Genomic DNA, 22,120 nt, shown 5'->3' on the forward strand with positions numbered 1-22,120 from the left:
TTGCGATCGTACTCTAATCTCGATCGAAGTTTTCCTAAAATTCCTCAACACAATTTACAGCAAGATGGTATAAGGACAGAATTAAAGCTGTATCGGCTCGAAAGAAATGACTGAACTCGATTTTGTTCTACTAACAGTCTATTTTTTGTGCGTCACCTATGTGCTCTACCAGATGGTGACTTCGTTCAACGATGAATTTACGATCTGGCTGGATCAAGCCCATCTCAATGAGCAACTCGAAGCCCTCAATCTACAAGACGCTGTTGCAATCAGCTTCAAATTTGAGAACCGATACGAATTTGATGAACTTAAGAAGCTCCAGATCCGCATCGCCAATAAATCCAAAGAGCAAGCCATTTATGTGGATTGGGATTACTGTGCGATGACCGACCAATATGAACCTCCTCGATCGCGTCGGATCGCTCGCGGAGTCGCCGGAAATCCAACTGATGTGTTTCCGCGTCAAGCCTTTAGCGCGGTCGCTCCCGGTAAAACCTTGATGGAGGACATCTTCGCTGAAGATACGCTGTCTCGTAAGGATGGTGATAGCGCCCTCCAAGGAGATGCAACCGTCCTCAACTTCAAAAAACCGCCTAAAATCGCTCCTGCCGCGAAAAAAAAGCTCTACCAGCAATTCATGAACGGTGAAGCGCTCTTCAAATTTGATCTTTATTTGGTACTGCGGTTTATGGGATTTGGCGCTTCAGCAGGCGGCAACCAAGTGTCGATCGTCTGCCGCCTGAACGTGCGTAAACTCGACTGGACAGCCGGACTTCCCTGGAATCCTAGGAGACCTTGAACCTGCGATCGGCTAAACTCTAGATTGGAGAAGAGTGAGCGAGGCGGTTGCGGATTCGATCAGAATCTGAGGAAAGTCCGGACTCCCAAAAACCCAGGCTTGCTGGATAACGCCCAGTGCGCGTGAGCGTGAGGAAAGTGCCACAGAAAAATACCGCCAGAGAAGAGGTGGGGAGTGGGGAGTGGGGAGTGGAAAATGCGAGAAACTTTCTTGTGTTCTCTTACTCCCTACCCCCTACCCCCCACTCCCTCTCCGGTAAGGGTGCAAAGGTGCGGTAAGAGCGCACCAGCAGTATCGAGAGGTACTGGCTCGGTAAACCCCGGTTGGGAGCAAGGTCGGACGAAACAAGGGTTGGGTTTTTCCCTGTTTCGACGGCTCACAGACTTCTTCGGAAGCGAGGTGAGCGTGAACCGCTTGAGGTTGAAGGTGACTTCGATCCCAGATAGATAACTGCCCTCCGTTGCAGTTTGCAGCGCGAGAACAGAATCCGGCTTATGTCTAACTCTTCTCTTTTTCGCAAAAACACGGAGATTTCACCAAAACTTTGCGGAAAACACGGAATTTTTTGCAAGATCGACCTTTCAATTCTAGAAACACGCCTCTTTTACTTTCGACATTGCTTTAAACTGCACGAAGCAATGTGTAGATTCAGCAAAGTGGGTGTCATTGACCGAATCCGATCCGGTTCCCCGGTCTAGGATGTAGGGAATTAAGCGCCCGATGTCAAGAAACTTCTCACCTACAGCCGAGTAGGGTCAGTCCGTGAAAAGCCAAGCTTCTACTCTCGAACCCCCAACCTTCTGTGAACTTCCCCGAACGCAGGAGCCACTGTTTGCTATTAGTGAACACAAGAAAAGCGGATTAATTCTCTGTAAGCAATATCACGCGGAGTTTGCAGGTCCTGGTGCTGCGGTCAATTGCGCTGTTGAACCTGCTTATCGAGCAGTGATTGCGATCGGCTCTCCCGAACTCATCGCCACAACCACAGTCGAGGATCGTCGCCGCGCCTACGGACGGAGAATTCAGTGGGGACGCTGGTTACAAAGAATTGTTGAGCAACCTGATCCAATGATTCGTGCAGAGAAATTACTGGCTGGATTTGAAGAATTCTTTGGGCGACAAGTCGTAGTTGGCTTACCCAACGAAGTTTTAGCATTACTGGCAGGAGTCTTTCCCGGCACGATCGAACAAGTACGATCGCAACATTGGCGCAGCACCAAGATCGGCACGATGGCTTTCCTCCCCGGTTCCGATCAGTTAAAAGTCACAACCATTTCACCAAACCCTGAAGAAATTCCCGCTGTTCCGCTTCTGACGACCGCCACCGTCAGCGAAATTGAGCGCACGTATGCTGTGTTGAAATCTGCGTAATTTGTCTGAGAGCCGATTCACCCCCTACGATGGAATCAGCCTGATTTTTTGATTGCACAGATGACTATTGCTTATCCGCGCCGCCAGCAGGAACTTCGTACCCTCATTCAACGCTTAGGGATTTCGCAACTTGACGCGATCGATTGGAATCTGATGGATTTGGCGCTGATTCATGTGACGTATTCTGCCGATCGCAATTATGAACAACTCGAATTCGTTGGCGATGCAGTCGTGAAATTAGCCGCAGCGGAATTTTTGCTTAAGATTTATCCGAATTTGAAAGTCGGAGAATTCACCGCGTTGCGATCGGTACTTGTCAGCGATCGTATTCTGGCTCAGATTGCAGATTCGTTTGGATTCGATCGCTATCTTCTCGTGGCTCCCAGTGCCAAATCCGATCCTGCTGGACGTGCCTCTCGTCTTGCCGATTCTCTCGAAGCCGTCCTCGCCGCTCTCTATCTCAGCACTCAAGATCTCAGCCTGGTTCGTCCCTGGCTCGATGAACAGTTCCAACCCCTTGCTGAAGAGATCCTTGCTGATCCCGCCCGTCAAAACTACAAAGCCGCTTTACAAAATTGGACACAAGGGCATCAGAAAACGCTACCTGAATATCGCACTCAAGAAACCGGGAATACTCACAACGATCCCCATCGCTTTGTCGCAGAGGTCTGGATTCAAGGACGCTGTATGGGACAAGGGACGGGTCGATCGCGTAAAGCTGCCGAACAAGCAGCCGCACAAGAAGCGTTTATCGTGCTGAGCGGTCAGGAGTCATAATCTCGACTTGCCAGCCGAACCTTTTAAGGAGCCTGGTATGTCAGTTTCGATCGCACTTTTCGGCGTTGGACGCTGGGGCGTTCATTTGTTACGGAATTTTTTGCAGCATCCCGGAGCGCGAGTGATCGCGATCGTTGATCCGTGTCTAGAGCAATTAGAATCCGTTGCCCAACGGTTTGACCTAAATCAACGGATTTTCCTCACAACACAATGGCAAGATGCTTTAGAGTTGAGCGGATTGGAAGCAGTAGCGATTACAACACCTGCAACAACTCACAATGAACTTATCACAGCCGCACTCAAACAAAATCTTCACGTTCTGGCAGCAAAACCATTAACTCTAAGCTTTTCGGAATCGATTCAACTTTGCCAACTTGCACAACAGCAACAGCGGCAATTAATCGTAGATCATACTTATCTGTTTCATCCTGCGGTAATTCAAGGACGGGAAGCAGTTCAGAAACTTGGTAAGCTGCATTATGGATATTCAACGCGATCGCATCTCAGTCCGGTTCGCTCTGATGTCGATGCACTTTGGGATCTAGCAATTCACGACATCGCGATTTTGAATTTTTGGTTAAGAGAAAGCCCACATTTGGTTGAAGCAAAAGGATCAACTTGGTTACAGGAAGGTTTACCGGATACAGTGTGGGCGACTTTAACTTATCCGAGCGGGTTTCGGGCAACGCTGCATCTGAGTTGGCTCAATCCGGATAAGCAACGTCGATCGTGCATTGTGGGCGAAAACGGTACGCTGATTTTCGATGAACTTGCATCAGAGCAATTAACAATGCAATGGGGTAAATTCGATCCGCAGTTTAAGCCGATCGAACAAAGTCGCGAAATTCTTGAGCTTTCCAAACAAGAACCATTACAAGAAGTCTGCAATCATTTTCTAGAGTGCGTTCAGAACGATCGAGCTTCTGAGATTTCTTCAGGTTGGCTTGGTGCGGAACTGGTTCAAATCTTAGTTGCGTTGTCGGAATCGATGCGGCAGGGGAAAGCGATCGACATTAAATAAACCTCTAAAAATTGCCTCAATTCAAAAAGGCGCGATATTTTGAGTACGGTAGATTTCTGAATTTGCTTGTGACTCCGACTTTTACGCGCCGAATCGATCCTAAATCTGAGCCAGATTATATTTTGTCGCTGACGGCTGAAGAGAGAATGCGATCGCGCTTCCTTTTCCAATCCGACGACGGACGAGAAGTGTACCTAAATTTACCCAGAGGCACAACGCTAAGAGATGGCGATTGGTTAGAGTCCGATGAAGGTAAATTTCTTAAAATCCAAGCCAAACCCGAACCTGTTTTAACAGTCACGACTTCAGCACTGTTAGATCTATTACAAGCTGCATATCATTTAGGTAATCGTCACGTTCCACTAGAGATTACAGACTCGTATCTAAGACTATCACCCGATCCAGTCTTACAAGATCTACTAGAGCATCGCGGACTAGAAATCATATCTGAAACCGTTCCATTCCAACCTGAATCTGGCGCTTATGGACACGCTCACTAATCCAGCATTATTACGACTATTACAGTTAGCAAGTCCGGCTTTACCTGTCGGTGCATACAGCTATTCAGAAGGATTAGAAACACTGGTGCATACAGGTGTGATCCAGAATGTAGCTAACCTAGAACATTGGATCATTCAAGAATTGCACTATGGAGCGGCTCGATTAGAAGCAGCAATGTTAATTCGATCGCATCGAGCTACGATCGCACAAAATTTCGATCAACTCCTCTACTGGAATCAATGGTTTACCGCTGCAAGAGAAACCGAAGAACTACGATCGCAATCTCTCCAAATGGGCGGTTCCCTACTCCGATTATTCCGATCGCTCCACCCCGATCCGATTCCGAACTTTGAAGACGGTTGTAATTTCGCGATCGCGTTCGGACTCGTCGCCGCTCTCTGGAAAATCGATGAATCCGCCGCCTTAGTTGCCTATCTCCACAGTTGGGCAACGAATTTAGTCAGTGCAGGCGTGAAACTCATTCCGCTCGGACAAACCGCAGGGCAGCAGCTTTTGTTGAAATTGGGCGATGAGATTGGGAAAAGTACGATCGCTCAGCTTGAAGATTCAGAGTTGGAAAGTTGTGGGTGGGGTTTGTCGATCGCTAGCATGACGCATGAAACGCTGTATAGCCGATTATTCAGAAGTTAGCTGACTTAGTTTAAATGAACAAAAAACAGCCCAATCCCATTAATCAAATTCAGAGACAAGGTGAAGCAACTATTTTTCTGAATCGCGTCCTTCAATGGATCTGTAATTTGCAATCTAAAGAAATTGAGCTTTTTGAAGAAGAACGGGTTGCTGAATTAGGTCAATTAATGGCGAAAAAGCTTGGCGTAGTCGTCTTTTGCGACCTCGATTGTAACTATCGTACTGCACACAATCTAAGAATTCTGATTGATGCAAAAGGCAAAGCACCAGCAATGCCGAAAGAGCGCAACTACTACACTGCACTAAAAGCAAGCCAATTTGAAATGCGGGTTGATATTAGTCGCAAAGGTGGATTCTTCTGTGTTCGTTCTTATACCCGCTCTGACGATGGTGTTTTTCATACTCTTGCTCAGGAAAAGCCTAAGCACTTACTTAAAATCTGTGATCAAGTTGTTAATTTCTTGACTAAGAATGATTTGATTCAAATTCCTGATGAGTTTCTCGATCGTCATATTGATGGGCGAAATGAATTGGGTGGTGAAGTGACAGTGTTGACTCAGCTTTTTGGCGAAATCTAAGCTAAACTGCGCTCGTATACTGCATCAATCTAGATGAACTGGAACTGCTTATCTCTAGTGTGAAACCAAGCGATCGCAAGCCAAGATCAGCTTGTACGTTAGGATAAAGAAGTCAGTGAGTTAGCGATCGCTTGGTTTCATATATGACAACATCCGATGAGCAACCGATAATTATTCGCACAGATCGAGGGTTAACGATCGCTAGAACCCGTATCACTCTCTACGATGTGATGGACTACTTTACGGCTGGCTATCCTGCAAAACTCATTCGTGAAAAGCTGTGCCTGACAGATGCTCAAGTTCAAGCTGCCATTTCTTACATCGAAGCGCATCGGGCAGAAGTAGAAGCCGAGTATCAACAAGTTTTGCAAATTGCAGAACACGATCGACAATATCGGGAAGAACGCAATCGAGAACACTTCGCCCGTCTTGCTGCAATGCCTCCGAAATCGGGTCAAGAAGCTATCCGGGCTAAACTTCAAGCTTGGAAGGACAGGCTTAAGTCGGTTGGTTGAGATTCTTCTTGATACCGAGAATTACAAAGGAGTGGGACGAATTTATATTCCTTGAAACTGAGCGATCGTTAGCATGACGCATGAAACGCTCTACAATTGCCTACTTCAGAGTTAGACTGAGCAATTATTGAGGAGATCCGGGAATGTCGATCGCTGAACAAATCTACGCCATTGTCAAAACGCTTCCCCAGGATCAAGCCAGCGAGATTCTTGCTTTTGCTGAATCCATTCGGTCTAGGAACTCGGTTAAAGATGATCAAGCGTTCGATTCAGTACCTTGGGCAGACCTAGTTCAATCTTTATCTGGAGCATGGGCAGACGACTTTCCGACTCTAGAAGAGATTCGTGCTGGAGAAGGACAAGATGCTTTACGGGAGAACCTCTAAGTGTACGTTTTGGATACGAATACGTTGACCTACTACTTCAGAGGTCAAGGGCAGGTCGCTCAAACTCTTGCAAGCATTCCTTCTGAAGACATTGTGATTCCTACGATCGTTCTCTACGAATTGCAGGTTGGCATTTTGAAATCAACATCTCCTGCAAAGCGAATTCAACAACTTCAGCAACTTTTGAGTCGAGTGAATTTGGTTTTGTTCGATCGAGATGCTGCTTTGGCTGCGGCGACGATTCGCGCTCAATTAGAGCAACAAGGCACACCAATTGGGGCGATCGACGTTCTGATTGCAGGAGTAGCTGTCTCGCTTCAGGCAACGCTTGTGACTCACAACACTGCTGAATTTTCTAGAGTTTCGGGACTTACGATCGTGGACTGGTATTAAATGTACGATCGCTCAACTTGAAGATTCGGAGCTTGAAAGTTGCGGGTGGGGTTTGTCGATCGCTAGCATGACGCATGAAACGCTGTACAGTCGTCTCTTTCGCAGTTAGGCTATTCTGATGGTTGCGATGGAGGATAGTTGATTTGGATGTAAATCAATTTCGCTACTTTTGGGAACAACATTTTGCTAATTGTCCACCCGTTTCATACCTTTTCAGGCATCGCTTAACAGACCGTTGGTTTCGTTTCCACAGCTTATCTGAATCGAAACGATATGCCAAGGATGAGACAGAAGTTGAGCAACTGTTACAGCGCCAGAACACTGCTTTACTTGACATCATTGGAGAGGGCAAGTGTGTTTTAGTCTCCGGAAATTACTCGTCTTCACCCTCTCTTGAGGAGCAGTGTTCTGCATTGAGCAATTTTGAGTTTCAAGAGTTTCTGAAGTTGTCCAAACAAGATTTTGATCCTGAACAACTAGAACCAAATGAAGAGCCTGTCTATTTAAGCTTATTTTGCGGAACACATGATCTCAAATACGGCTCATTAAACGATGTTTTACTTTGCATAGCAGATTGGAAGATTGTTAATTTCTTTGTTCTGAATTGCAATCGCGAACGTATCTTTGCCCCATACGATGGTGGCGTTGACGTAATTCTAAGGAACTTACAAGAGCGCGACAAATTCAGGGCAAAGTACAAAGACTGGCTTTCATTGCATCCAGAAGGTTTGTGAAAGAGCGAGCGCAAGCCAAAATCAGCTTGTACGTTAGGATGGAGAAGCCAGTGAGTTAGCGATCGAGATCACAAACTATGTCCTACCCCAATTTCAGCGATCAAGAAATCACTCAACGAGGCGAAGAGTTTTACGATAAACAACTTCGTTCCAAAGTCGAGACGGCAGAAAACATCGGTAAAATTATCTCGATCGATGTCGAATCTGGTGATTACGAGATTGACGATGATTTGCTGACTACCTGTCGCCGTTTGCAGGAACGTCGTAAACGCCCTATCCTTTGGACAGAAAGAATTGGATTCAACGCGGTCTATGCAGTTGGAGGAACGTTAACAAGGACTGCACCGTGATCCAGGGGTTTGTTGTTGGAAATCAAGCGAGAGTCAACCTTACCCTTTGTCCGCCAGGGCGATCAGAAGTACAAATCGAGTGCGTCGTAGATACAGGATTTGAAGGAGCTTTAACCTTGCCGCCTGAAACTGTTGCCGCGCTTAATCTTCCGTATATCACTCGTATTCGAGCAAATCTTGCTGACGATTCTAATGTGATGACACGACTGCATTTAGCAACGATCGTTTGGCATGGAGTGAGGCGCGAGGTTATCGTACTTGCGATGGGTCGCCGTCCATTAATTGGAACTGCCTCAATGGAAGATTATCACCTCAGTATCGATTTTTATGAAGGTGGCTCAGTTGTGATTGACGAGACTTTGTGAAATTGAGCGATCGCCAGCATGACGCATGAGTGGATCAAAAGGTGATTTCTGGAATAGCGATCGACAAATCCACGATCGACAACCTATAAAAATTCCATAGCGTGTCATAGAGAACACACCCTTCTTCAATAGGAAAAATTGCTTAATCATCTGTAACCCTTCGGTGATAAGCTAACTTGTGGCGAATAAGCGCAATTCGTGCATACACAATCGTTGAACCATCAATTTTAGGGCACCGATAATGGTCACCACCGCAGAGAAAACAAACATCGGTTACATCACACAAATCATCGGTCCAGTCTTGGACGTGCGATTCCCGGACGGCAAAATGCCCCAGATTTACAACGCCTTGACCATCTCCGGCAAAACCGAATCCGGTCAAGATGTCTCTGTAACCTGCGAAGTGCAACAACTCCTTGGAGACAACCAAGTCCGAGCGGTGGCGATGAGTACCACCGATGGCTTGGTGCGCGGCATGGAAGTTGCCGACACAGGCGCACCGATCAGCGTTCCCGTTGGAACCGCAACCCTCGGACGCATCTTCAACGTCTTGGGCGAACCCGTCGATAATCAAGGTCCCGTCAACAACACCGAAACCTCCCCGATTCACCGTGCCGCTCCCAAATTGACCGAACTCGAAACCAAGCCTTCCGTGTTTGAAACCGGAATTAAGGTGATCGACCTGCTGACTCCCTACCGTCGCGGTGGAAAAATTGGTTTGTTCGGTGGTGCGGGTGTGGGTAAAACCGTGATCATGATGGAATTGATCAACAACATCGCAACCAATCACGGTGGCGTGTCGGTGTTCGCTGGTGTGGGTGAGCGTACTCGCGAAGGAAACGACCTTTACAATGAAATGATTGAATCGGGCGTAATCAAAAAGGACAACCTCAACGAGTCCAAGATTGCACTAGTATATGGTCAAATGAACGAACCACCGGGAGCGCGGATGCGTGTCGGTCTGTCAGGTTTGACGATGGCGGAATATTTCCGCGATGTGAACAAGCAAGACGTATTGCTGTTCGTGGATAACATCTTCCGATTTGTGCAAGCGGGTTCTGAAGTATCAGCGCTGCTCGGTCGGATGCCTTCTGCGGTGGGATATCAGCCGACTTTGGGTACGGACGTGGGTGACTTGCAAGAGCGGATCACCTCGACGACTGAAGGTTCGATTACTTCGATTCAAGCGGTTTACGTGCCTGCGGATGACTTGACTGACCCCGCTCCGGCAACCACCTTCGCTCACTTGGACGGAACGACCGTTCTTTCTCGCGGTTTGGCTTCAAAAGGAATCTATCCCGCCGTTGATCCGCTGGATTCGACTTCTACGATGCTCCAACCCTCGATCGTAGGAAACGATCACTACGATACGGCTCGCGCAGTCCAATCGACGCTGCAACGCTACAAAGAACTGCAAGACATCATTGCAATTCTCGGTTTGGATGAATTGTCGGAAGACGATCGCTTAACGGTGTCTCGCGCGCGGAAGATTGAGCGCTTCTTGTCTCAGCCGTTCTTCGTCGCAGAAGTCTTCACCGGATCGCCGGGTAAGTATGTGTCGTTGGAAAAAACGATCGCAGGCTTCAAGCGGATTCTTGCAGGCGAACTTGATGATCTGCCTGAGCAAGCATTCTACTTGGTCGGCGACATTGATGAAGCGATCGCGAAAGCTGAAAAAATGAAGGCTGAAGCCAAGTAACTCTCAAAGGGTGTGGATGATTCTGCACCCTTACCCTCGTTCATTATTCATCCTTAATTACTATGGCTTTAACGGTTCGCGTCATTGCGCCAGACAAAACAGTTTGGGATTCATCGGCTGAGGAAGTGATTCTTCCTAGCACTACAGGGCAGCTTGGCATTTTGTCCGGTCACGCTCCTTTGTTAACAGCACTCGAAACGGGTGTCTTGCGCGTTCGCTCAGATAAAAACTGGGTACCGATCGCGGTTATGGGTGGCTTTGCAGAAGTGGAAAAGAACGAAGTCACGATTCTGGTGAACGGAGCGGAGCGCGGCGAATCGATCGATCTCGACGCGGCTCGCACTGCCTACACCGAAGCCGAAGCGAAGTTCGCTCAAGCGGATCAAGGCGGCTCGAAACAAGAACAAATGCAGGCAACTCAAGCTCTGAAACGCGCTCGTGCTCGTCTTCAAGCGGCTGGCGGTCAGGTTTAGAGTTGGATTTAGAAGATTGGAAAGGAGGGACAATGTGCCCTCTTTTTGTTTTGAGATTCATTACAAATTAACTGTAATTTGCATAGAACGCTTGAACTAAATTTAAAGTACTGGTAAAATAACGTCCACTGATTTGGTAGATGAAGTGATGTACCGAGTTTCTGAAATTAGTCAAGCAGTACATAAGCTCCAAAATCCTCTTTCTGAGATTGAAATCTTTAAGCGAAAGTATCTGTTCTACGCAGATTTGGACGAAGAATTAGCAGACTGTGTAGCTGAACACCTAATGCTTTACAAACCAGCATTAGACAAAATTCATGTGCAGCTAAATGGTCGAGTTTTACAGGAAACTTTTGCTGCTTACTGGCAGAATACTGAATCTGCTATGCTCAGTACTCTTGAGTATGCAACAAGACTTCATGCTAGAGGTGGCGATTTTGAAGATGTCTGGCATTCTACTAATTCCTTAGCTGATGCACTGCGAACGCGCTGGATGCCTATTCGACGCGGCTACAATTTATCGAATTTCAACGAGTATTGTCGGCGCTGTAAACCGACTTGGCAACAGCATTTCGCAACAACTTCTAAATCAAGTTCCGAACATGATGAGACGCACATCTAGGTTAGAAAACTATCTTAAAAAGACAGAAGCTAAGTTAACCTAGTGTCAAGATGCTATTTGGTAGGTCAACAATCAAACGTCTAGTTCTAAGCCAAGGAACACCAAGCAATACTTGCTGAAAAGCAGAACCCGCAACAACTGGAACGCTGAATGTTTGTCCATCTAGAGAAATCGTTCCTAGATAGGTCGGGAAAAGTATCTCACCTTGAGCCGTTTCGACTTGTCGTGTTCCGTAGAATGACCAACCAAGCGCGTCTAAATCTTGTTCGTTAATTGCTAACCATTCTGTAGAACCAGTATCGAGAAGCGCATTAATCGTAAAACGATCGCCATCTGCTGCAAGTAAATCAATTTCAAAAAACAGTTGCCCAAGCTCATCGAATTCCCCCTGAATCATACTCGTCCCGTGTTCCCTGTTTCATTGAGACGGAAGATTGCAAAGACAGATTGAGGATGTTTTTGGCGGGCTTTTGTCAGCGCATTTAGCTCATCCATATCTACAAAGTAATCGCCGCTATCAGGCTCGATCAAAATAAACCAGTTGTAGTAAATTCCCATCAATTCCGGCAATACTTTTTCAAATATAGATCGTCCCCGTTCGTAAAGCTGTGTCGTGTCAACCGCTTGATTTTTAGTCTGGCTCATAGCAATCACCTCTTCCTGTTCTTCCAAAATTTCAACGGTTGTCTCACTTGGTCGATCGATAAATTGAGCGCGATCGTACTTTATTCATCTCTCAGCGCCCTAACCAATCATTGAACCATTGTTCTGCGATTGCGAAACAGACATCTCCTCGCTCATCATCCCAAAGCTGAACTCCAAATCTTTCTTCTAAAAGTTTTGCACTTTGACATCGCATAAAACGTCGATCGTGCTTGAGAAACTTATAAACCCGAACTACAGGAATAAATGGCTTCTGTTGCTCACACCACCACTCTTGAGCAAAATCATGTTCAGTTTCAGACTCACAAGCAAATGCAAACTCAGATTCAACCTGATCAAGCATATAAGCTTTGAATTCTCGAATCGTGCTTTCACGAATCGCCCAATTTTTGGATAAGAGCCGTTCTAGTGAATCAGTGAGATCAACGGCATCGAGCGAAGGTTTCAAGAGATCAGGCACTAGGGTTGGCTCAAGCTCGAAGAGATCCGCTTCAAGATCAAAAATATGCGCCAATGTCTTTCCTATTTCACCAATAAAACGCGATCGATCAAAACTGTTCTCCAAGGCTTGCACTTTTTCTGCCAATCCATCGATTAACTGACTCGCAGCGTTTAGGTCTTGTAGTAAGGATTTGATTAATTCTTGATGCTCTGTCACGACTTTTGCTAACGCTGTATAAAACTTTGAACTTGATCGATCGATAAATTAAGTGCGATCGCTTAACTGACTTGATAAATGACAGGTCGATACTGAGGCTCTGGAATAGGTTTTCCTGATGCTTTTGCGGCTTCAATCCAAGCGGCTTTTGCGATCAAGACTTCTCGAACGGCTTCTTCAGGCGTTTCCCCAAACGCAGAGCAAAACTTCAAATCAGGAATATCAGCAATATATCCCTCGTCTTCTTCGCTGTAGAACAGATTAATGTCATAGTCCTTCATTCTTCCTCAAAGTCTTCCAAAGTCAGATTGTATTGCTCGACCAAACTTAGAAACTGTCGCACCTAGTAAGGTTTTGCTTATCCCTCACGATTCTGAAGATTCACAATTTCAGAGAGATCAGAGTGGTCGAAAATATGATGACTATCGCTAATTCTAACTTGGCGAAAATCAAAAGCTTCCAACAGCGTAACTATGTCATTGAAAGCAATTGTTCTGCAAAGTCGTTAAGTTAAACTCATCCGTTTATCTCATCTTTTCCCCAATACAACCGCGTAAATTCTGCTGCTGCGACTGTATCGAGCGTTTCTAGTGCATCTCGAATTTCTAGAACAGATTCCGCAGAAGGTTCACGAGTTTCAGCAATCCAGCGACTGATATTAGAGCGATCGATATCCATTGCGATCGCCAATTGATTTTGGTTGATGCCGTAATTCTTCAAAACCAGTCCCAGTGCTTTTCCTGCCCGTCCCATGCTTTAGTTTGTGTCAACGTTCCATAAGTTAAAGATGTTTCCGATTGACAACAAAACCGCCAATTCGATACGATGTTGCCAATCGGAAACACGATAAAGCCAGTGCTTAGTAGCGACCAAACTCTCAGCACTGGCTTGAAATCACCATACAAAGATGGAGACAGGTATGATTATGCCTTATCAGGAGCGGATTGCTCCTTGGATCGTGGTGCAACTTTTACCGAAAATGCAGCGAGTAGTGCGCGGAAGGTATCGAAGTCGATCGGATGCTGAAGGACATTTGACCGTATTACAACGACAGTTACCGCACTACGAATTTGTGCTGCTGTTTGATGGAAGTTGATCTTTCATCAGTTTAACTCGCATGACTACGAGCGTCATATCATCCGAATTCGGATTACCCATGCCGATAAACTGCTGCACACAATCGAATAGGTACTTGAGAATATGCTGTGGATCGTCAAAATGCTGACACGCCCAACGGAATGCACTGATCAGATTTTCCTCATCAAATCGCTGTCCGTACTGATTGGCAGCATCGGTAAAACCATCGGTGTAATAGATCAGCGTGTCTCCTGGTTCTAGTTGCACTTGAGCGTCTTGGAACTGAGTTTCGATGTCTAAACCGATCAACATTCCATGAGTATCCAATCGTTTGATCGTATTAGTTGCAGCTTGCCAGAGTAACGGCGGATTGTGCGCCGCATTGCTATAGGACAGAAGGCGAGTTTTCGGATCGTACTCGGAATAAAACAGCGTCACAAACCGATTCGAGTTTTCTAAATCGGCATACATGACCTGATTGAGATGCTGCAAAATTCGGGCAGGAGAGTGACCATTTAAGACTTCAGCCCGAAGCATTCCGCGTGTCATGGTCATAATTAGACCTGCGGGGACACCTTTGCCCATCACATCCCCGATCGCTAAACTCCATTTGCCATCCGAATTGTTCGGATTCGCTTTTCGAGTTTGTCCATAATCAGCAGGAATAAAGTCGTAATAGTCGCCGCCGACTCGATTCGCGGTTTTGCACAGCGCGGCAAGTTCGATGCCATCGATCGCGGGACATTGACGCGGTAAGAGACGTAATTGGATATCTGCACCAATTTCGAGTTCTCGATCGAGTCGTTCTTTCTTCTTCAGTTCGACCGTGAGTTCATCATTCTCGATCGCGACTGCGGTTTGATCTGCCACAAGCCGAACTAATTTCTGGCGCGTTTCTGTCCAAGCGTAATCCGGTTCTCGACTAAAAACGTAAAGTCGCCCGCGTTCGTTGTTTTTAACTAAAATTCCAGTGCCGAAAATTTGAATTTCTCCGCCTAAATGTCGCGTGATCTGGTGATCGAGCATTGCCACGACTTGAGACGATCGAGCCAAAGCTTCTCCGGGTGGCAATCCGGTTAATGATGCGGTGATTTGACGAGTCGCAATCTCTAAACCTTTTCGGAGTTCTTGACCCCACATTGCATCCTGACAATGCAGCCGTTCTAATTTCACTTGACCATTCGGGCGGAACAAAATTAATGCACCGCCGTCAGCATCAGTAACACGACTTGCCATCAGGGGGATAAGTTCCAGAAATTGATTGAGATTGCTGAAACTGCGAAGCGCGAAACCGAGTGAGCTTAATAAATCTTGGATTTTATGCTGCTCCCGATTCAGACGTGCCACCAGTTCCTTCAGGGCGAACACTGGCGTAACATCTGGGGAACCTGAGTTATTGCGCTCAGGAGGTTGGGAAGAGGGACGAGGAAGGGGCACAGCAGTCATTCAAACTAGAGAGTAAAGAACGGAGGATAGCTCACCGATCAAATCTAGCGAAACACCAATGTTAGCGAAGATTGCTAAAAAGTGGCAGTTTCGTTACGACTTTTCGATCGCAGCTAATTTCTCAAACCTTCCCATCAGAAGTCTTTATCCATCAGCCGTATCGAACTTATCCGAGCGGTTGGCACTGATTATACACAGTTCCTCGATTTTGCGGATGTTTGCAACCTAGAACTTTCGTCTATTCTGTCAATTTTTGTCAGGTCGCATCTGTGTTTGATGTATTCACGAGACGGTAGGAAAAACCGGACGAAATCAAAGAACGAATTGGTCGTATCCGCAGTTTGCACAGTTGATATAGTGTCCTCGCCACCGAACTAATTCGCCGCAGGTTGGACAGTGGAAGCTCAGGTCGCTTGGCTTTTTGTTGGAATCGGTTTTGAGTTGCAACTGTTCGCGATGATTTTGAGTGGCAAGGTGTTGGGCTTGTTCGATCGTCCAACGTCGATCGAGCTTTAGAGTCGGAACTTGGCGAAAGGCATTCATGATCGCGTTGTCACCAGAGATTTTGGCGATCGTCGATGCGATCGTTTTACAACAACTTTCAGGACTTTTAATCACTTGCGATTCACTAAATCGAATCACAATCCAGCCGTGATCGGTGAAAAATTGATTACGAGATCGATCTTTGGGACAGTCTACAAAATGCAGCGGTTGGCGAGTGTCGATCGTATAAGGTTCATCAATTTCGATGTCGATCGCAAGATCTCGATCGAGGTAAGCAAAATCGGGAACATAAGGCTGATTCAACTCTGGGCGTTTCACCAGCAATTCTGTGTGAATCTTGCCGGGAAAATATTGCCATAAGTCGCGCTCGAATTGACTTTCTGATCGTCCGCGTCGTGCTTTATGATGAGTTCCGACTGGCGGCAATGGAAGTCGATCGAGGCTCGGAAATAAAATCGTGGGCAGCTTCTCCATTCTTCCATTTTGCCGCTGAACTCTAAATCTGTGGCGCACTCATGGGTAAGTTAACGACTCACGTTCTCGATACGGCTCACGGCTGTCCAGCAGCAAATTTGAAGATTGAACTTTGGTCGATCGATTCGGATCAGAAAACACATCTGAAAACGGTGACAACCAATTCTGATGGTCGAACGGATAGCCCGATGCTGAATGAGTCAGAAATTAAAATTGGAACGTATGAGTTGGTGTTTGCGATCGGAGATTATTTCGCTACAAAATCCACGAATGCAACTGAGCCAAGATTTCTCGATCGCGTTCCGATTCGATTTGGAATCTCGGATACAAACGCTCATTATCATGTTCCATTACTCGCTTCCCCGTGGTCGTACAGTACCTATCGAGGAAGTTAACGCAATATTGTTCAGAACATTCAACGGATTAATCTGCTAACAAATCATGGAACAAGCGCCTTGTACAAGTCCGGATTCTGCGTAATCAGCGATCGGGCACTTACACGCTAAATTTTGCGTCAGCCAAAATATCGATCGTATTTCAGAATAGTGACGATTCGATGTCACTCACTTAGATAAAGATTCGACTTGTCTTTTTGTCCTGTCCCGATGCGGGGGCACGATGCCTGTACACTGTAGGGCTAGTTATTGCAGCCCGCTTATTTGTTCTGAGGTTGATAGAGTTTCTCATGCTGACTCAATTTCGCGTTCGGTTCCAGCACTGGAGAAAAGCGGTTCTCGTCCCGCTCTTTTTGGTGTCATTATTCACCGTTGTCTTCATTGGAACCCCTGGAATGGCTCAAATTGGAGTGCCGCAAATCGAAACCCCAAGGGTAACTTCTCCGATCGTTCCGGCTCCAGTTCCAGTCGTTCGCCCAGAGATCCGGGGCGTATGGCTCACTTTGAACGATCTCGATGTCATGAAAAACCGTACGAAAGTTCAAGAAGCGATGAATCAACTCGGTCGCTTGAACTTTAATACGATTTACCCGGTGATTTGGAATTCGGGGTATGTGACTTATCCAAGTGCGATCGCTCAACAACAAGGAATTCAACCCTTCGTCTATCGTGGCTCCGATGGGCATGACATTCTCGCGGATGTTGTCGATCGTGCTCATGGTCGAGGCTTACTCGTTATGCCCTGGTTCGAGTTTGGTTTTATGACTCCGCTCACGTCTGAACTCGCGGTGAATCATCCCGATTGGCTGACTCAGCAACGGAACGGTGATCAGACTTCCATCAGTGGCGCGGGTGAAGTCGCTTGGCTCAATCCCTTCCACCCTGGAGTACAGCAGTTCATCACTTCGCTCGTCGTCGAAGCGGTGACTCAATATAATGTCGATGGAATTCAGTTCGATGACAATATGAGCCTGCCGCGTGAGTTTGGCTACGATGCGTACACTCGCGCTCTATATAAAAGGGAAACCAAGAAGGATGTCCCGAACAATCCCGCTGATCAGGCTTGGATGCGATGGAGAGCGAACAAAATTACCGCGTTTATGGCGCAATTGAAAAAGGCAGTTCGCGATCGTAAACCGAATGCGATCGTATCTATTTCTCCGAATTATTTCGATTTCGCCTACAAGTTCCATCTGCAAGACTGGGTGGCTTGGGTGCAGCAAGGAATTGCAGACGAACTGATCATGCAGGTGTATCGATCGGACTTACAAAGCTTTATTCAAAAGCTAACTCGTCCTGAAGTGCAAATTGCCCAGCAGCGGATTCCGACTGGAATTGGCATCTTTACCGGACAAAGAACGAACCCAGTTTCGATTCGCCAAATTCAGGAGCAGACTCAAGCAGCCCGCGATCGCGGTTTAGGAGTCGCCTATTTCTACTACGAAAGCCTCTGGGATATTGCCCCTGAACCTGCAAGTTTTCGACAAGCAGGATTCCAGGCGCTATTTCCAGAACCCGCTTATCGATCGTCCCTTCGCTAGAGTGGGGGTAGGAAGTGGGGGGTAGGGAGTAGGGAGTAGGGAGTAAAGAATCATCTTTCCCACTCCTCCACTCCCCACTCCCCACTTTTCTTTAGAGTGTCTTCTGAATTTTATGAATCGATATATGTCAAAATGTAAAGCGTGTGGATTACTTCTTCTCCGACTACTGCTTTAACTCCGACCGCCGTTGCTCTAGGAAACTTTGACGGCATTCATCTAGGGCATCGACAGGTCATCACGCCTGTTCTGGATAACGACGGGCAATCTCGTGCAACCGTTGTCACATTCAGCCCGCATCCGAAAGAATTTTTTAGTGGAGAGCCGCGATCGCTCCTCACGCCTCAAGAGGAAAAAGTTCTCTATCTCGAAGAAATCGGTGTGGAACAACTCGTCTTACTTCCGTTTAACCGAGAGTTAGCGAATCTCACTCCACAGCAATTCGTCGAAGAGATTGTGGTCAATCAACTTCAGGCACGACAAGTTAGCGTCGGAGCCGATTTTTGCTTTGGACATAAGCGATCAGGAAATGCTGAAGTTCTCAAAGAAATTGCCGCGACTTTTGGCATTGGAGTGACGATCGTACCGTTATTGAAATTCCACGGGACTCGCATCAGTAGTTCTGCAATTCGAGAGGCACTGTTATCAGGACAGTTGCACACTGCTAATCGAATGTTAGGTCGATCGTATCGATTGATCGGACAAGTCGTAACGGGACAACAAATCGGACGCACGATCGGGTTTCCGACTGCAAACTTACAGCTACTTGCGGATAAGTTAATTCCCTGTCGTGGCGTATATGGAGTGAGAGTTTCAGGCGTTGGAACTGATCCGATTCTGGGTGTGATGAACATTGGAAATCGTCCGACTGTGAGCGGAATGAGTCAAACGATCGAGGTTCATTTACTGGATTGGTCAGGCGATTTGTACGGTAGAACGATCACCGTCGAACTCGAAGAATTCATTCGACCAGAGCAGAAATTTGCCTCTTTAGAGGATCTCAAAGCCCAAATTCACCTAGATTGCGAAGCTGCAAGAACCGCACTCACCGCAATTTCCTGAGTTTTTTCGCCACTCTGAGAAACCGTGGGTATGATCTACTGGTCTTAACCCGGTAGGAGCGTTTTTCTATGAGAGAGCGGATCGAGCAACTAACGCAACATTTGAGTTTAGCGATCGTTGGAAAACAAGAAGCCATTCAACTGGTTCTCGTCGCGCTACTCTCTGGCGGTCATGCTCTGCTAGAAGATGTCCCAGGCGTGGGAAAAACTCTACTAGCGAAATCACTCGCCCGATCGATTAACGGCAAATTTCAGCGGCTTCAATGCACTCCAGATTTACTTCCCACCGATGTCACCGGGACGAATATTTGGAATCCTCGATCGGGCGAATTTGAATTCATGGCAGGTCCGATTTTTGCCAACGTTCTCTTAGCAGATGAAATCAATCGCGCCACTCCGAGAACTCAATCCGCACTGCTCGAAGTGATGGAAGAACAGCAAGTCACGATCGATGGTGTTTCCCGCAAAGTTCCCAGTCCTTTCTTCGTTATTGCAACTCAAAACCCAGCCGAATATCAAGGTACATTCCCACTTCCAGAAGCGCAGATGGATCGATTTGCTCTGTCGCTGTCATTGGGCTATCCGACCGAATCTGAAGAACTTCAGATGTTAGAGCGACTGCAATCTGGCGATCGCGCTAAAGAATTACCGCCTTGTATTAGCGTTGAAGAAATTCGAGAATTGCAAGCGCTCTGTGCTCAAGTGCGAGTCGAATCTTCGCTCCAGCAATACATTTTGAGCCTCGTCCGCGCCACTCGCCAAGACGAAGAAATCTTGCTCGGAGTTAGTCCACGCGGAACCGTTGCGCTACAAAAAGCCGTTCAAGCATTCGCATTTTTAGAAGGTCGAGACTATGCGATTCCAGATGATGTCAAAGCGATCGCGCCTTATGTTCTGTCGCATCGAATGATTACAGCCAGCGGCAGTCGAGCACGAATGATTGTCGATCGACTGTTGAGAACGATCGCGATTCCGTAGAATATTCTTATCGCGATCGAGCAAAGAATGAATACGAAAGAATTGCTGCTTCAAGAAATTGATCAAGCACCAGATTCGATTTTGGATGAAGTTCTGGATTTTCTGAGATTTCTAAAAGCAAAACAGCAACAGGAAGTATTGGAGAATCAGCTTGATTTAGAAGAAGCTCGTGCAGTCCTTCAGGAAATTGAGCAGGAAGGAACCATTTCTTGGGGATCGCTCCTATCCGAACTGGGTTTGTAATCACAATTTCTTATTCTTGAGCGACAAATTGAACACAGCTTTCTCTCAGAGGTGTAGTAAATTGTGGTACGCTGTGTGGCAAAAATTCAGAAGAAAACGTTCAATTCTTCCAAACAGTCGGTATAACTAAATATCATTAAATGTTTCTGATTCTAGAAGCGCTGCTGTGCTGAGTTGATCCCGTCTTGCAGGTTATCCCATGAGTGAAGCTGAAAACCCCAATCTCCCTTCCGAACCCGTTGAATCGAATCAGCCCGAAGACGGTTGGACAACGGTGAATTTTCCGAATGCGATCGACATCAACACAATCCCTGAAGCTGATCCGCAACCTTCTCAAGTCGGACTCCGCATCCAAGATTTAGAACAACAAAATCAACGACTGCGATCGCGAGTCTCAGAATTAGAATTCTCGCTCGGTGAAGCAAATGCGACCCTCAGAGGCGAAACCAAACGGTTAGAGACTCAACTCAGTACATTGCAAGCAGAAGCCGAACAGCGATCGATGCGAGAAACGCATTTGACTCAACAACAAGCCGCGATGATTGCTAAACAGCGTCAAGCCTTGGATGCTTCTCGCCAAAGATTGCAAGATCAAGAAACGCAAATTGCTCAACAGTTAGAAACGATCGCTGCAACTCAAGCAGAAGTCGCCCAACTCAATCAAGCATTAGACCAAGCGCATCAAGCTCAACAGAAACAGCAAATCTTGATTGAGACTTTGACTGCACAGCTTGAATCGAGTCAATCTCAAGTCGCACAGCTAGAACGGGATTGTGCCTTGACCAAGCAGCAATACGATCAGCAAATTCAAGACTTACGGCAATCAGAGAATGCTTGTCGAGATTTACGATCGCGTCTCCATCGCCAGCAACAGTACACGCTGCAATTCAAAGCCGCACTCGAAAAATGTCTTGATGTCACGGCAACTCAGAAGATCGAAGAATCGGTCGATCAAGAGATCTCAGCAAGTGAAGCGCAGTGTGAATCGGTTGGATTTGTCAAAGCGCAGCCTGTTCAACCTTGGTCTACCACACTCGATCCGCTACCTTGGGAACTCGAACCCGTTTCTACTAATATCGCTGTGCCATCTGATAGCGTTTGGGCAACGGCTCCTGATGATGCCAGCTTATTCGAGGAAGAAGAGCCGATCGCAGCAGAAACCTTTGAAATGCCAGAAGCGATCGAGTTCGATGAAAGCGCGATCGAGTTCGCTGAACTTCCCCAACCGGAACCAATCGTCGTTCATCCGCCTTTGAGCTATACGATCGCTCGTTCTACTGAAGAAGCTCCAGCCGTTCGCCATAACATCGATTTGTTTGTCCCAACTGCTAGTAAGCCTGTTGAGCCTCCAGCAGTCGAAGCCCCGATCGCCGCTCTAGAACCTGAAGTGACCGAGATTCAGACGGTTTCGATCGAGGACTCAAACTTGATCGAAACTCGCGAGGAAATTGCCGCAAATCCGTTTAATCTAGCGTTGCCGCCCGCAGTAGAGCCGACCGTTTCAACTCCGTCACCGTTTATCACCCTGAATGAAGACGATCGGGTAAAAGAACCTTACGTTGCGCCGCCCACAGAGGGTAGCCCGTCGCCAGTGGTTTATCCGCAGCGATCGCAGAAAAAACGGGAATCCCTAGCAGCGGTAGAATTGCCGAGCTTCCCAAAATCAGCTCAGTAGATTCAAAACAGAAAGGGGTGAACAAACAGTTCACCCCCAGAAAGTTCTAACCTGAGAGGGTGTTTGAAAAGTCATCGTTTATCGCATTCACCCGCCCGGAAATAAATCTCCGGGCTGATCGGGGGAAGCCCACTAAACTGGGCTAAGAACTCCGAATTACGCTCCCAGTCCGC

At 46.8% G+C, this 22,120-nt stretch carries 30 protein-coding genes and 1 other RNA gene; 24 read left to right on the top strand and 7 right to left on the bottom strand.

The genetic code is table 11. The features are described 5' to 3' along the window. Positions 1-106 precede the first annotated feature (106 nt). The 17 genes from ACQ4M5_RS02915 (at position 107) to ACQ4M5_RS02995 (ending at position 11,235) form a co-directional block, all read left to right on the top strand. On the top strand, positions 107-799 hold the full coding sequence (locus ACQ4M5_RS02915; RefSeq protein WP_430674096.1) for a hypothetical protein: 693 nt from the start codon (positions 107-109) through the stop codon (positions 797-799). A gap of 31 nt (positions 800-830) precedes the next feature. Then, an RNA gene (gene rnpB / locus ACQ4M5_RS02920) (RNase P RNA component class A) lies at positions 831-1,309 on the top strand. 252 nt (positions 1,310-1,561) lie between these two features. After that, positions 1,562-2,170: a hypothetical protein gene (locus ACQ4M5_RS02925; RefSeq protein ID WP_430674097.1), complete on the top strand. Its 609-nt coding sequence runs from the start codon at positions 1,562-1,564 to the stop codon at positions 2,168-2,170. 60 nt (positions 2,171-2,230) lie between these two features. Further along, positions 2,231-2,947: a ribonuclease III gene (rnc, locus tag ACQ4M5_RS02930; protein ID WP_430674098.1), complete on the top strand. Its 717-nt coding sequence runs from the start codon at positions 2,231-2,233 to the stop codon at positions 2,945-2,947. 37 nt (positions 2,948-2,984) lie between these two features. Then, positions 2,985-3,968, top strand: coding sequence for a Gfo/Idh/MocA family protein (locus ACQ4M5_RS02935; RefSeq protein WP_430674099.1), 984 nt, complete (start codon positions 2,985-2,987; stop codon positions 3,966-3,968). Positions 3,969-3,979: 11 nt separating this feature from the next. Then, complete coding sequence (gene ureE / locus ACQ4M5_RS02940) at positions 3,980-4,468, top strand: urease accessory protein UreE (protein ID WP_430674100.1); 489 nt, start codon at positions 3,980-3,982, stop codon at positions 4,466-4,468. Then, entirely contained in the window at positions 4,452-5,120 is a 669-nt protein-coding gene (locus ACQ4M5_RS02945) for an urease accessory protein UreF (RefSeq protein ID WP_430674101.1), read from the top strand. Before ureE ends, ACQ4M5_RS02945 begins: the two co-directional genes overlap by 17 nt. A 14-nt stretch (positions 5,121-5,134) precedes the next feature. Next, complete coding sequence (locus tag ACQ4M5_RS02950; protein WP_430674102.1) at positions 5,135-5,698, top strand: hypothetical protein; 564 nt, start codon at positions 5,135-5,137, stop codon at positions 5,696-5,698. A gap of 143 nt (positions 5,699-5,841) precedes the next feature. After that, entirely contained in the window at positions 5,842-6,213 is a 372-nt protein-coding gene (locus ACQ4M5_RS02955) for a DUF433 domain-containing protein (protein WP_430674103.1), read from the top strand. A 143-nt stretch (positions 6,214-6,356) separates the two neighbouring features. Continuing rightward, a complete protein-coding gene (locus tag ACQ4M5_RS02960; protein ID WP_430674104.1) occupies positions 6,357-6,599 on the top strand; it encodes a DUF2281 domain-containing protein in 243 nt (80 codons plus the stop codon). After that, positions 6,600-6,992, top strand: a complete 393-nt coding sequence (locus ACQ4M5_RS02965) for a type II toxin-antitoxin system VapC family toxin (RefSeq protein ID WP_430674105.1) — start codon at positions 6,600-6,602, stop codon at positions 6,990-6,992. 143 nt (positions 6,993-7,135) lie between these two features. Next, entirely contained in the window at positions 7,136-7,726 is a 591-nt protein-coding gene (locus tag ACQ4M5_RS02970) for a DUF3885 domain-containing protein (RefSeq protein ID WP_430674106.1), read from the top strand. Between the two features lie 77 nt (positions 7,727-7,803). Then, complete coding sequence (locus tag ACQ4M5_RS02975) at positions 7,804-8,076, top strand: hypothetical protein (RefSeq protein WP_430674107.1); 273 nt, start codon at positions 7,804-7,806, stop codon at positions 8,074-8,076. Further along, positions 8,073-8,441 (top strand): clan AA aspartic protease, encoded by a 369-nt coding sequence (locus ACQ4M5_RS02980; RefSeq protein ID WP_430674108.1) that lies wholly within the window; start codon positions 8,073-8,075, stop codon positions 8,439-8,441. The genes ACQ4M5_RS02975 and ACQ4M5_RS02980 overlap by 4 nt, the downstream gene beginning before the upstream one ends. Before the next feature lie 241 nt (positions 8,442-8,682). After that, complete coding sequence (gene atpD / locus ACQ4M5_RS02985) at positions 8,683-10,140, top strand: F0F1 ATP synthase subunit beta (protein ID WP_430674109.1); 1,458 nt, start codon at positions 8,683-8,685, stop codon at positions 10,138-10,140. 62 nt (positions 10,141-10,202) lie between these two features. After that, on the top strand, positions 10,203-10,613 hold the full coding sequence (gene atpC, locus ACQ4M5_RS02990; RefSeq protein WP_430674111.1) for an ATP synthase F1 subunit epsilon: 411 nt from the start codon (positions 10,203-10,205) through the stop codon (positions 10,611-10,613). A gap of 148 nt (positions 10,614-10,761) precedes the next feature. Then, entirely contained in the window at positions 10,762-11,235 is a 474-nt protein-coding gene (locus ACQ4M5_RS02995; protein ID WP_430674112.1) for a hypothetical protein, read from the top strand. 34 nt (positions 11,236-11,269) lie between these two features. Here ACQ4M5_RS02995 and ACQ4M5_RS03000 read toward each other — a convergent pair whose 3' ends face one another. The 5 genes from ACQ4M5_RS03000 to ACQ4M5_RS03020 all read right to left on the bottom strand — a co-directional run bounded on the left by ACQ4M5_RS03000 (position 11,270) and on the right by ACQ4M5_RS03020 (position 13,309). Further along, entirely contained in the window at positions 11,270-11,632 is a 363-nt protein-coding gene (locus ACQ4M5_RS03000; protein ID WP_430674113.1) for an aspartyl protease family protein, read from the bottom strand. Next, entirely contained in the window at positions 11,629-11,880 is a 252-nt protein-coding gene (locus ACQ4M5_RS03005; protein ID WP_430674114.1) for a hypothetical protein, read from the bottom strand. The genes ACQ4M5_RS03000 and ACQ4M5_RS03005 overlap by 4 nt, the downstream gene beginning before the upstream one ends. Before the next feature lie 91 nt (positions 11,881-11,971). After that, positions 11,972-12,556: a hypothetical protein gene (locus tag ACQ4M5_RS03010; protein WP_430674115.1), complete on the bottom strand. Its 585-nt coding sequence runs from the start codon at positions 12,554-12,556 to the stop codon at positions 11,972-11,974. 62 nt (positions 12,557-12,618) lie between these two features. Then, positions 12,619-12,837 (bottom strand): type II toxin-antitoxin system HicB family antitoxin, encoded by a 219-nt coding sequence (locus tag ACQ4M5_RS03015; RefSeq protein ID WP_430674116.1) that lies wholly within the window; start codon positions 12,835-12,837, stop codon positions 12,619-12,621. 235 nt (positions 12,838-13,072) lie between these two features. Further along, positions 13,073-13,309 (bottom strand): helix-turn-helix domain-containing protein, encoded by a 237-nt coding sequence (locus ACQ4M5_RS03020; RefSeq protein WP_430674117.1) that lies wholly within the window; start codon positions 13,307-13,309, stop codon positions 13,073-13,075. A gap of 166 nt (positions 13,310-13,475) precedes the next feature. Here ACQ4M5_RS03020 and ACQ4M5_RS03025 point away from each other — a divergent pair, with 166 nt between their 5' ends. Beyond that, positions 13,476-13,652: a hypothetical protein gene (locus ACQ4M5_RS03025; protein ID WP_430674118.1), complete on the top strand. Its 177-nt coding sequence runs from the start codon at positions 13,476-13,478 to the stop codon at positions 13,650-13,652. On the opposite strand, the gene ACQ4M5_RS03030 is transcribed toward ACQ4M5_RS03025, so the two are convergent. Further along, positions 13,619-15,079: a PP2C family protein-serine/threonine phosphatase gene (locus tag ACQ4M5_RS03030; protein ID WP_430674119.1), complete on the bottom strand. Its 1,461-nt coding sequence runs from the start codon at positions 15,077-15,079 to the stop codon at positions 13,619-13,621. The two genes, ACQ4M5_RS03025 and ACQ4M5_RS03030, sit on opposite strands and share 34 nt — an antisense overlap. A gap of 312 nt (positions 15,080-15,391) precedes the next feature. Beyond that, on the bottom strand, positions 15,392-16,057 hold the full coding sequence (locus ACQ4M5_RS03035; protein ID WP_430674120.1) for an endonuclease domain-containing protein: 666 nt from the start codon (positions 16,055-16,057) through the stop codon (positions 15,392-15,394). Positions 16,058-16,098: 41 nt separating this feature from the next. On the opposite strand from ACQ4M5_RS03035, the gene uraH reads away from it, so the two are divergent. The 6 genes from uraH (at position 16,099) to ACQ4M5_RS03065 (ending at position 21,947) form a co-directional block, all read left to right on the top strand. Continuing rightward, positions 16,099-16,452, top strand: a complete 354-nt coding sequence (gene uraH, locus ACQ4M5_RS03040; protein WP_430674121.1) for a hydroxyisourate hydrolase — start codon at positions 16,099-16,101, stop codon at positions 16,450-16,452. A gap of 290 nt (positions 16,453-16,742) precedes the next feature. Next, the gene (locus ACQ4M5_RS03045) at positions 16,743-17,993 is read left to right on the top strand and encodes a glycoside hydrolase family 10 protein (protein WP_430674122.1); all 1,251 of its coding nucleotides are present in this window, start codon (positions 16,743-16,745) and stop codon (positions 17,991-17,993) included. A 141-nt stretch (positions 17,994-18,134) separates the two neighbouring features. Further along, positions 18,135-19,052, top strand: coding sequence for a bifunctional riboflavin kinase/FAD synthetase (locus ACQ4M5_RS03050; RefSeq protein WP_430674123.1), 918 nt, complete (start codon positions 18,135-18,137; stop codon positions 19,050-19,052). A gap of 68 nt (positions 19,053-19,120) precedes the next feature. Then, positions 19,121-20,029 carry an AAA family ATPase gene (locus tag ACQ4M5_RS03055; RefSeq protein ID WP_430674124.1) on the top strand — a complete coding sequence of 303 codons (909 nt, stop codon included), beginning with the start codon at positions 19,121-19,123 and terminating at the stop codon, positions 20,027-20,029. A gap of 27 nt (positions 20,030-20,056) precedes the next feature. Then, on the top strand, positions 20,057-20,272 hold the full coding sequence (locus tag ACQ4M5_RS03060) for a DUF2281 domain-containing protein (RefSeq protein ID WP_430674125.1): 216 nt from the start codon (positions 20,057-20,059) through the stop codon (positions 20,270-20,272). A gap of 199 nt (positions 20,273-20,471) precedes the next feature. Then, positions 20,472-21,947, top strand: coding sequence for a hypothetical protein (locus tag ACQ4M5_RS03065; RefSeq protein ID WP_430674126.1), 1,476 nt, complete (start codon positions 20,472-20,474; stop codon positions 21,945-21,947). Positions 21,948-22,120: the final 173 nt, after the last annotated feature.

Source organism: Leptolyngbya sp. AN10 (genome assembly GCF_050565645.1).
In the GTDB taxonomy this organism is placed as follows: domain Bacteria; phylum Cyanobacteriota; class Cyanobacteriia; order Leptolyngbyales; family Leptolyngbyaceae; genus Leptolyngbya.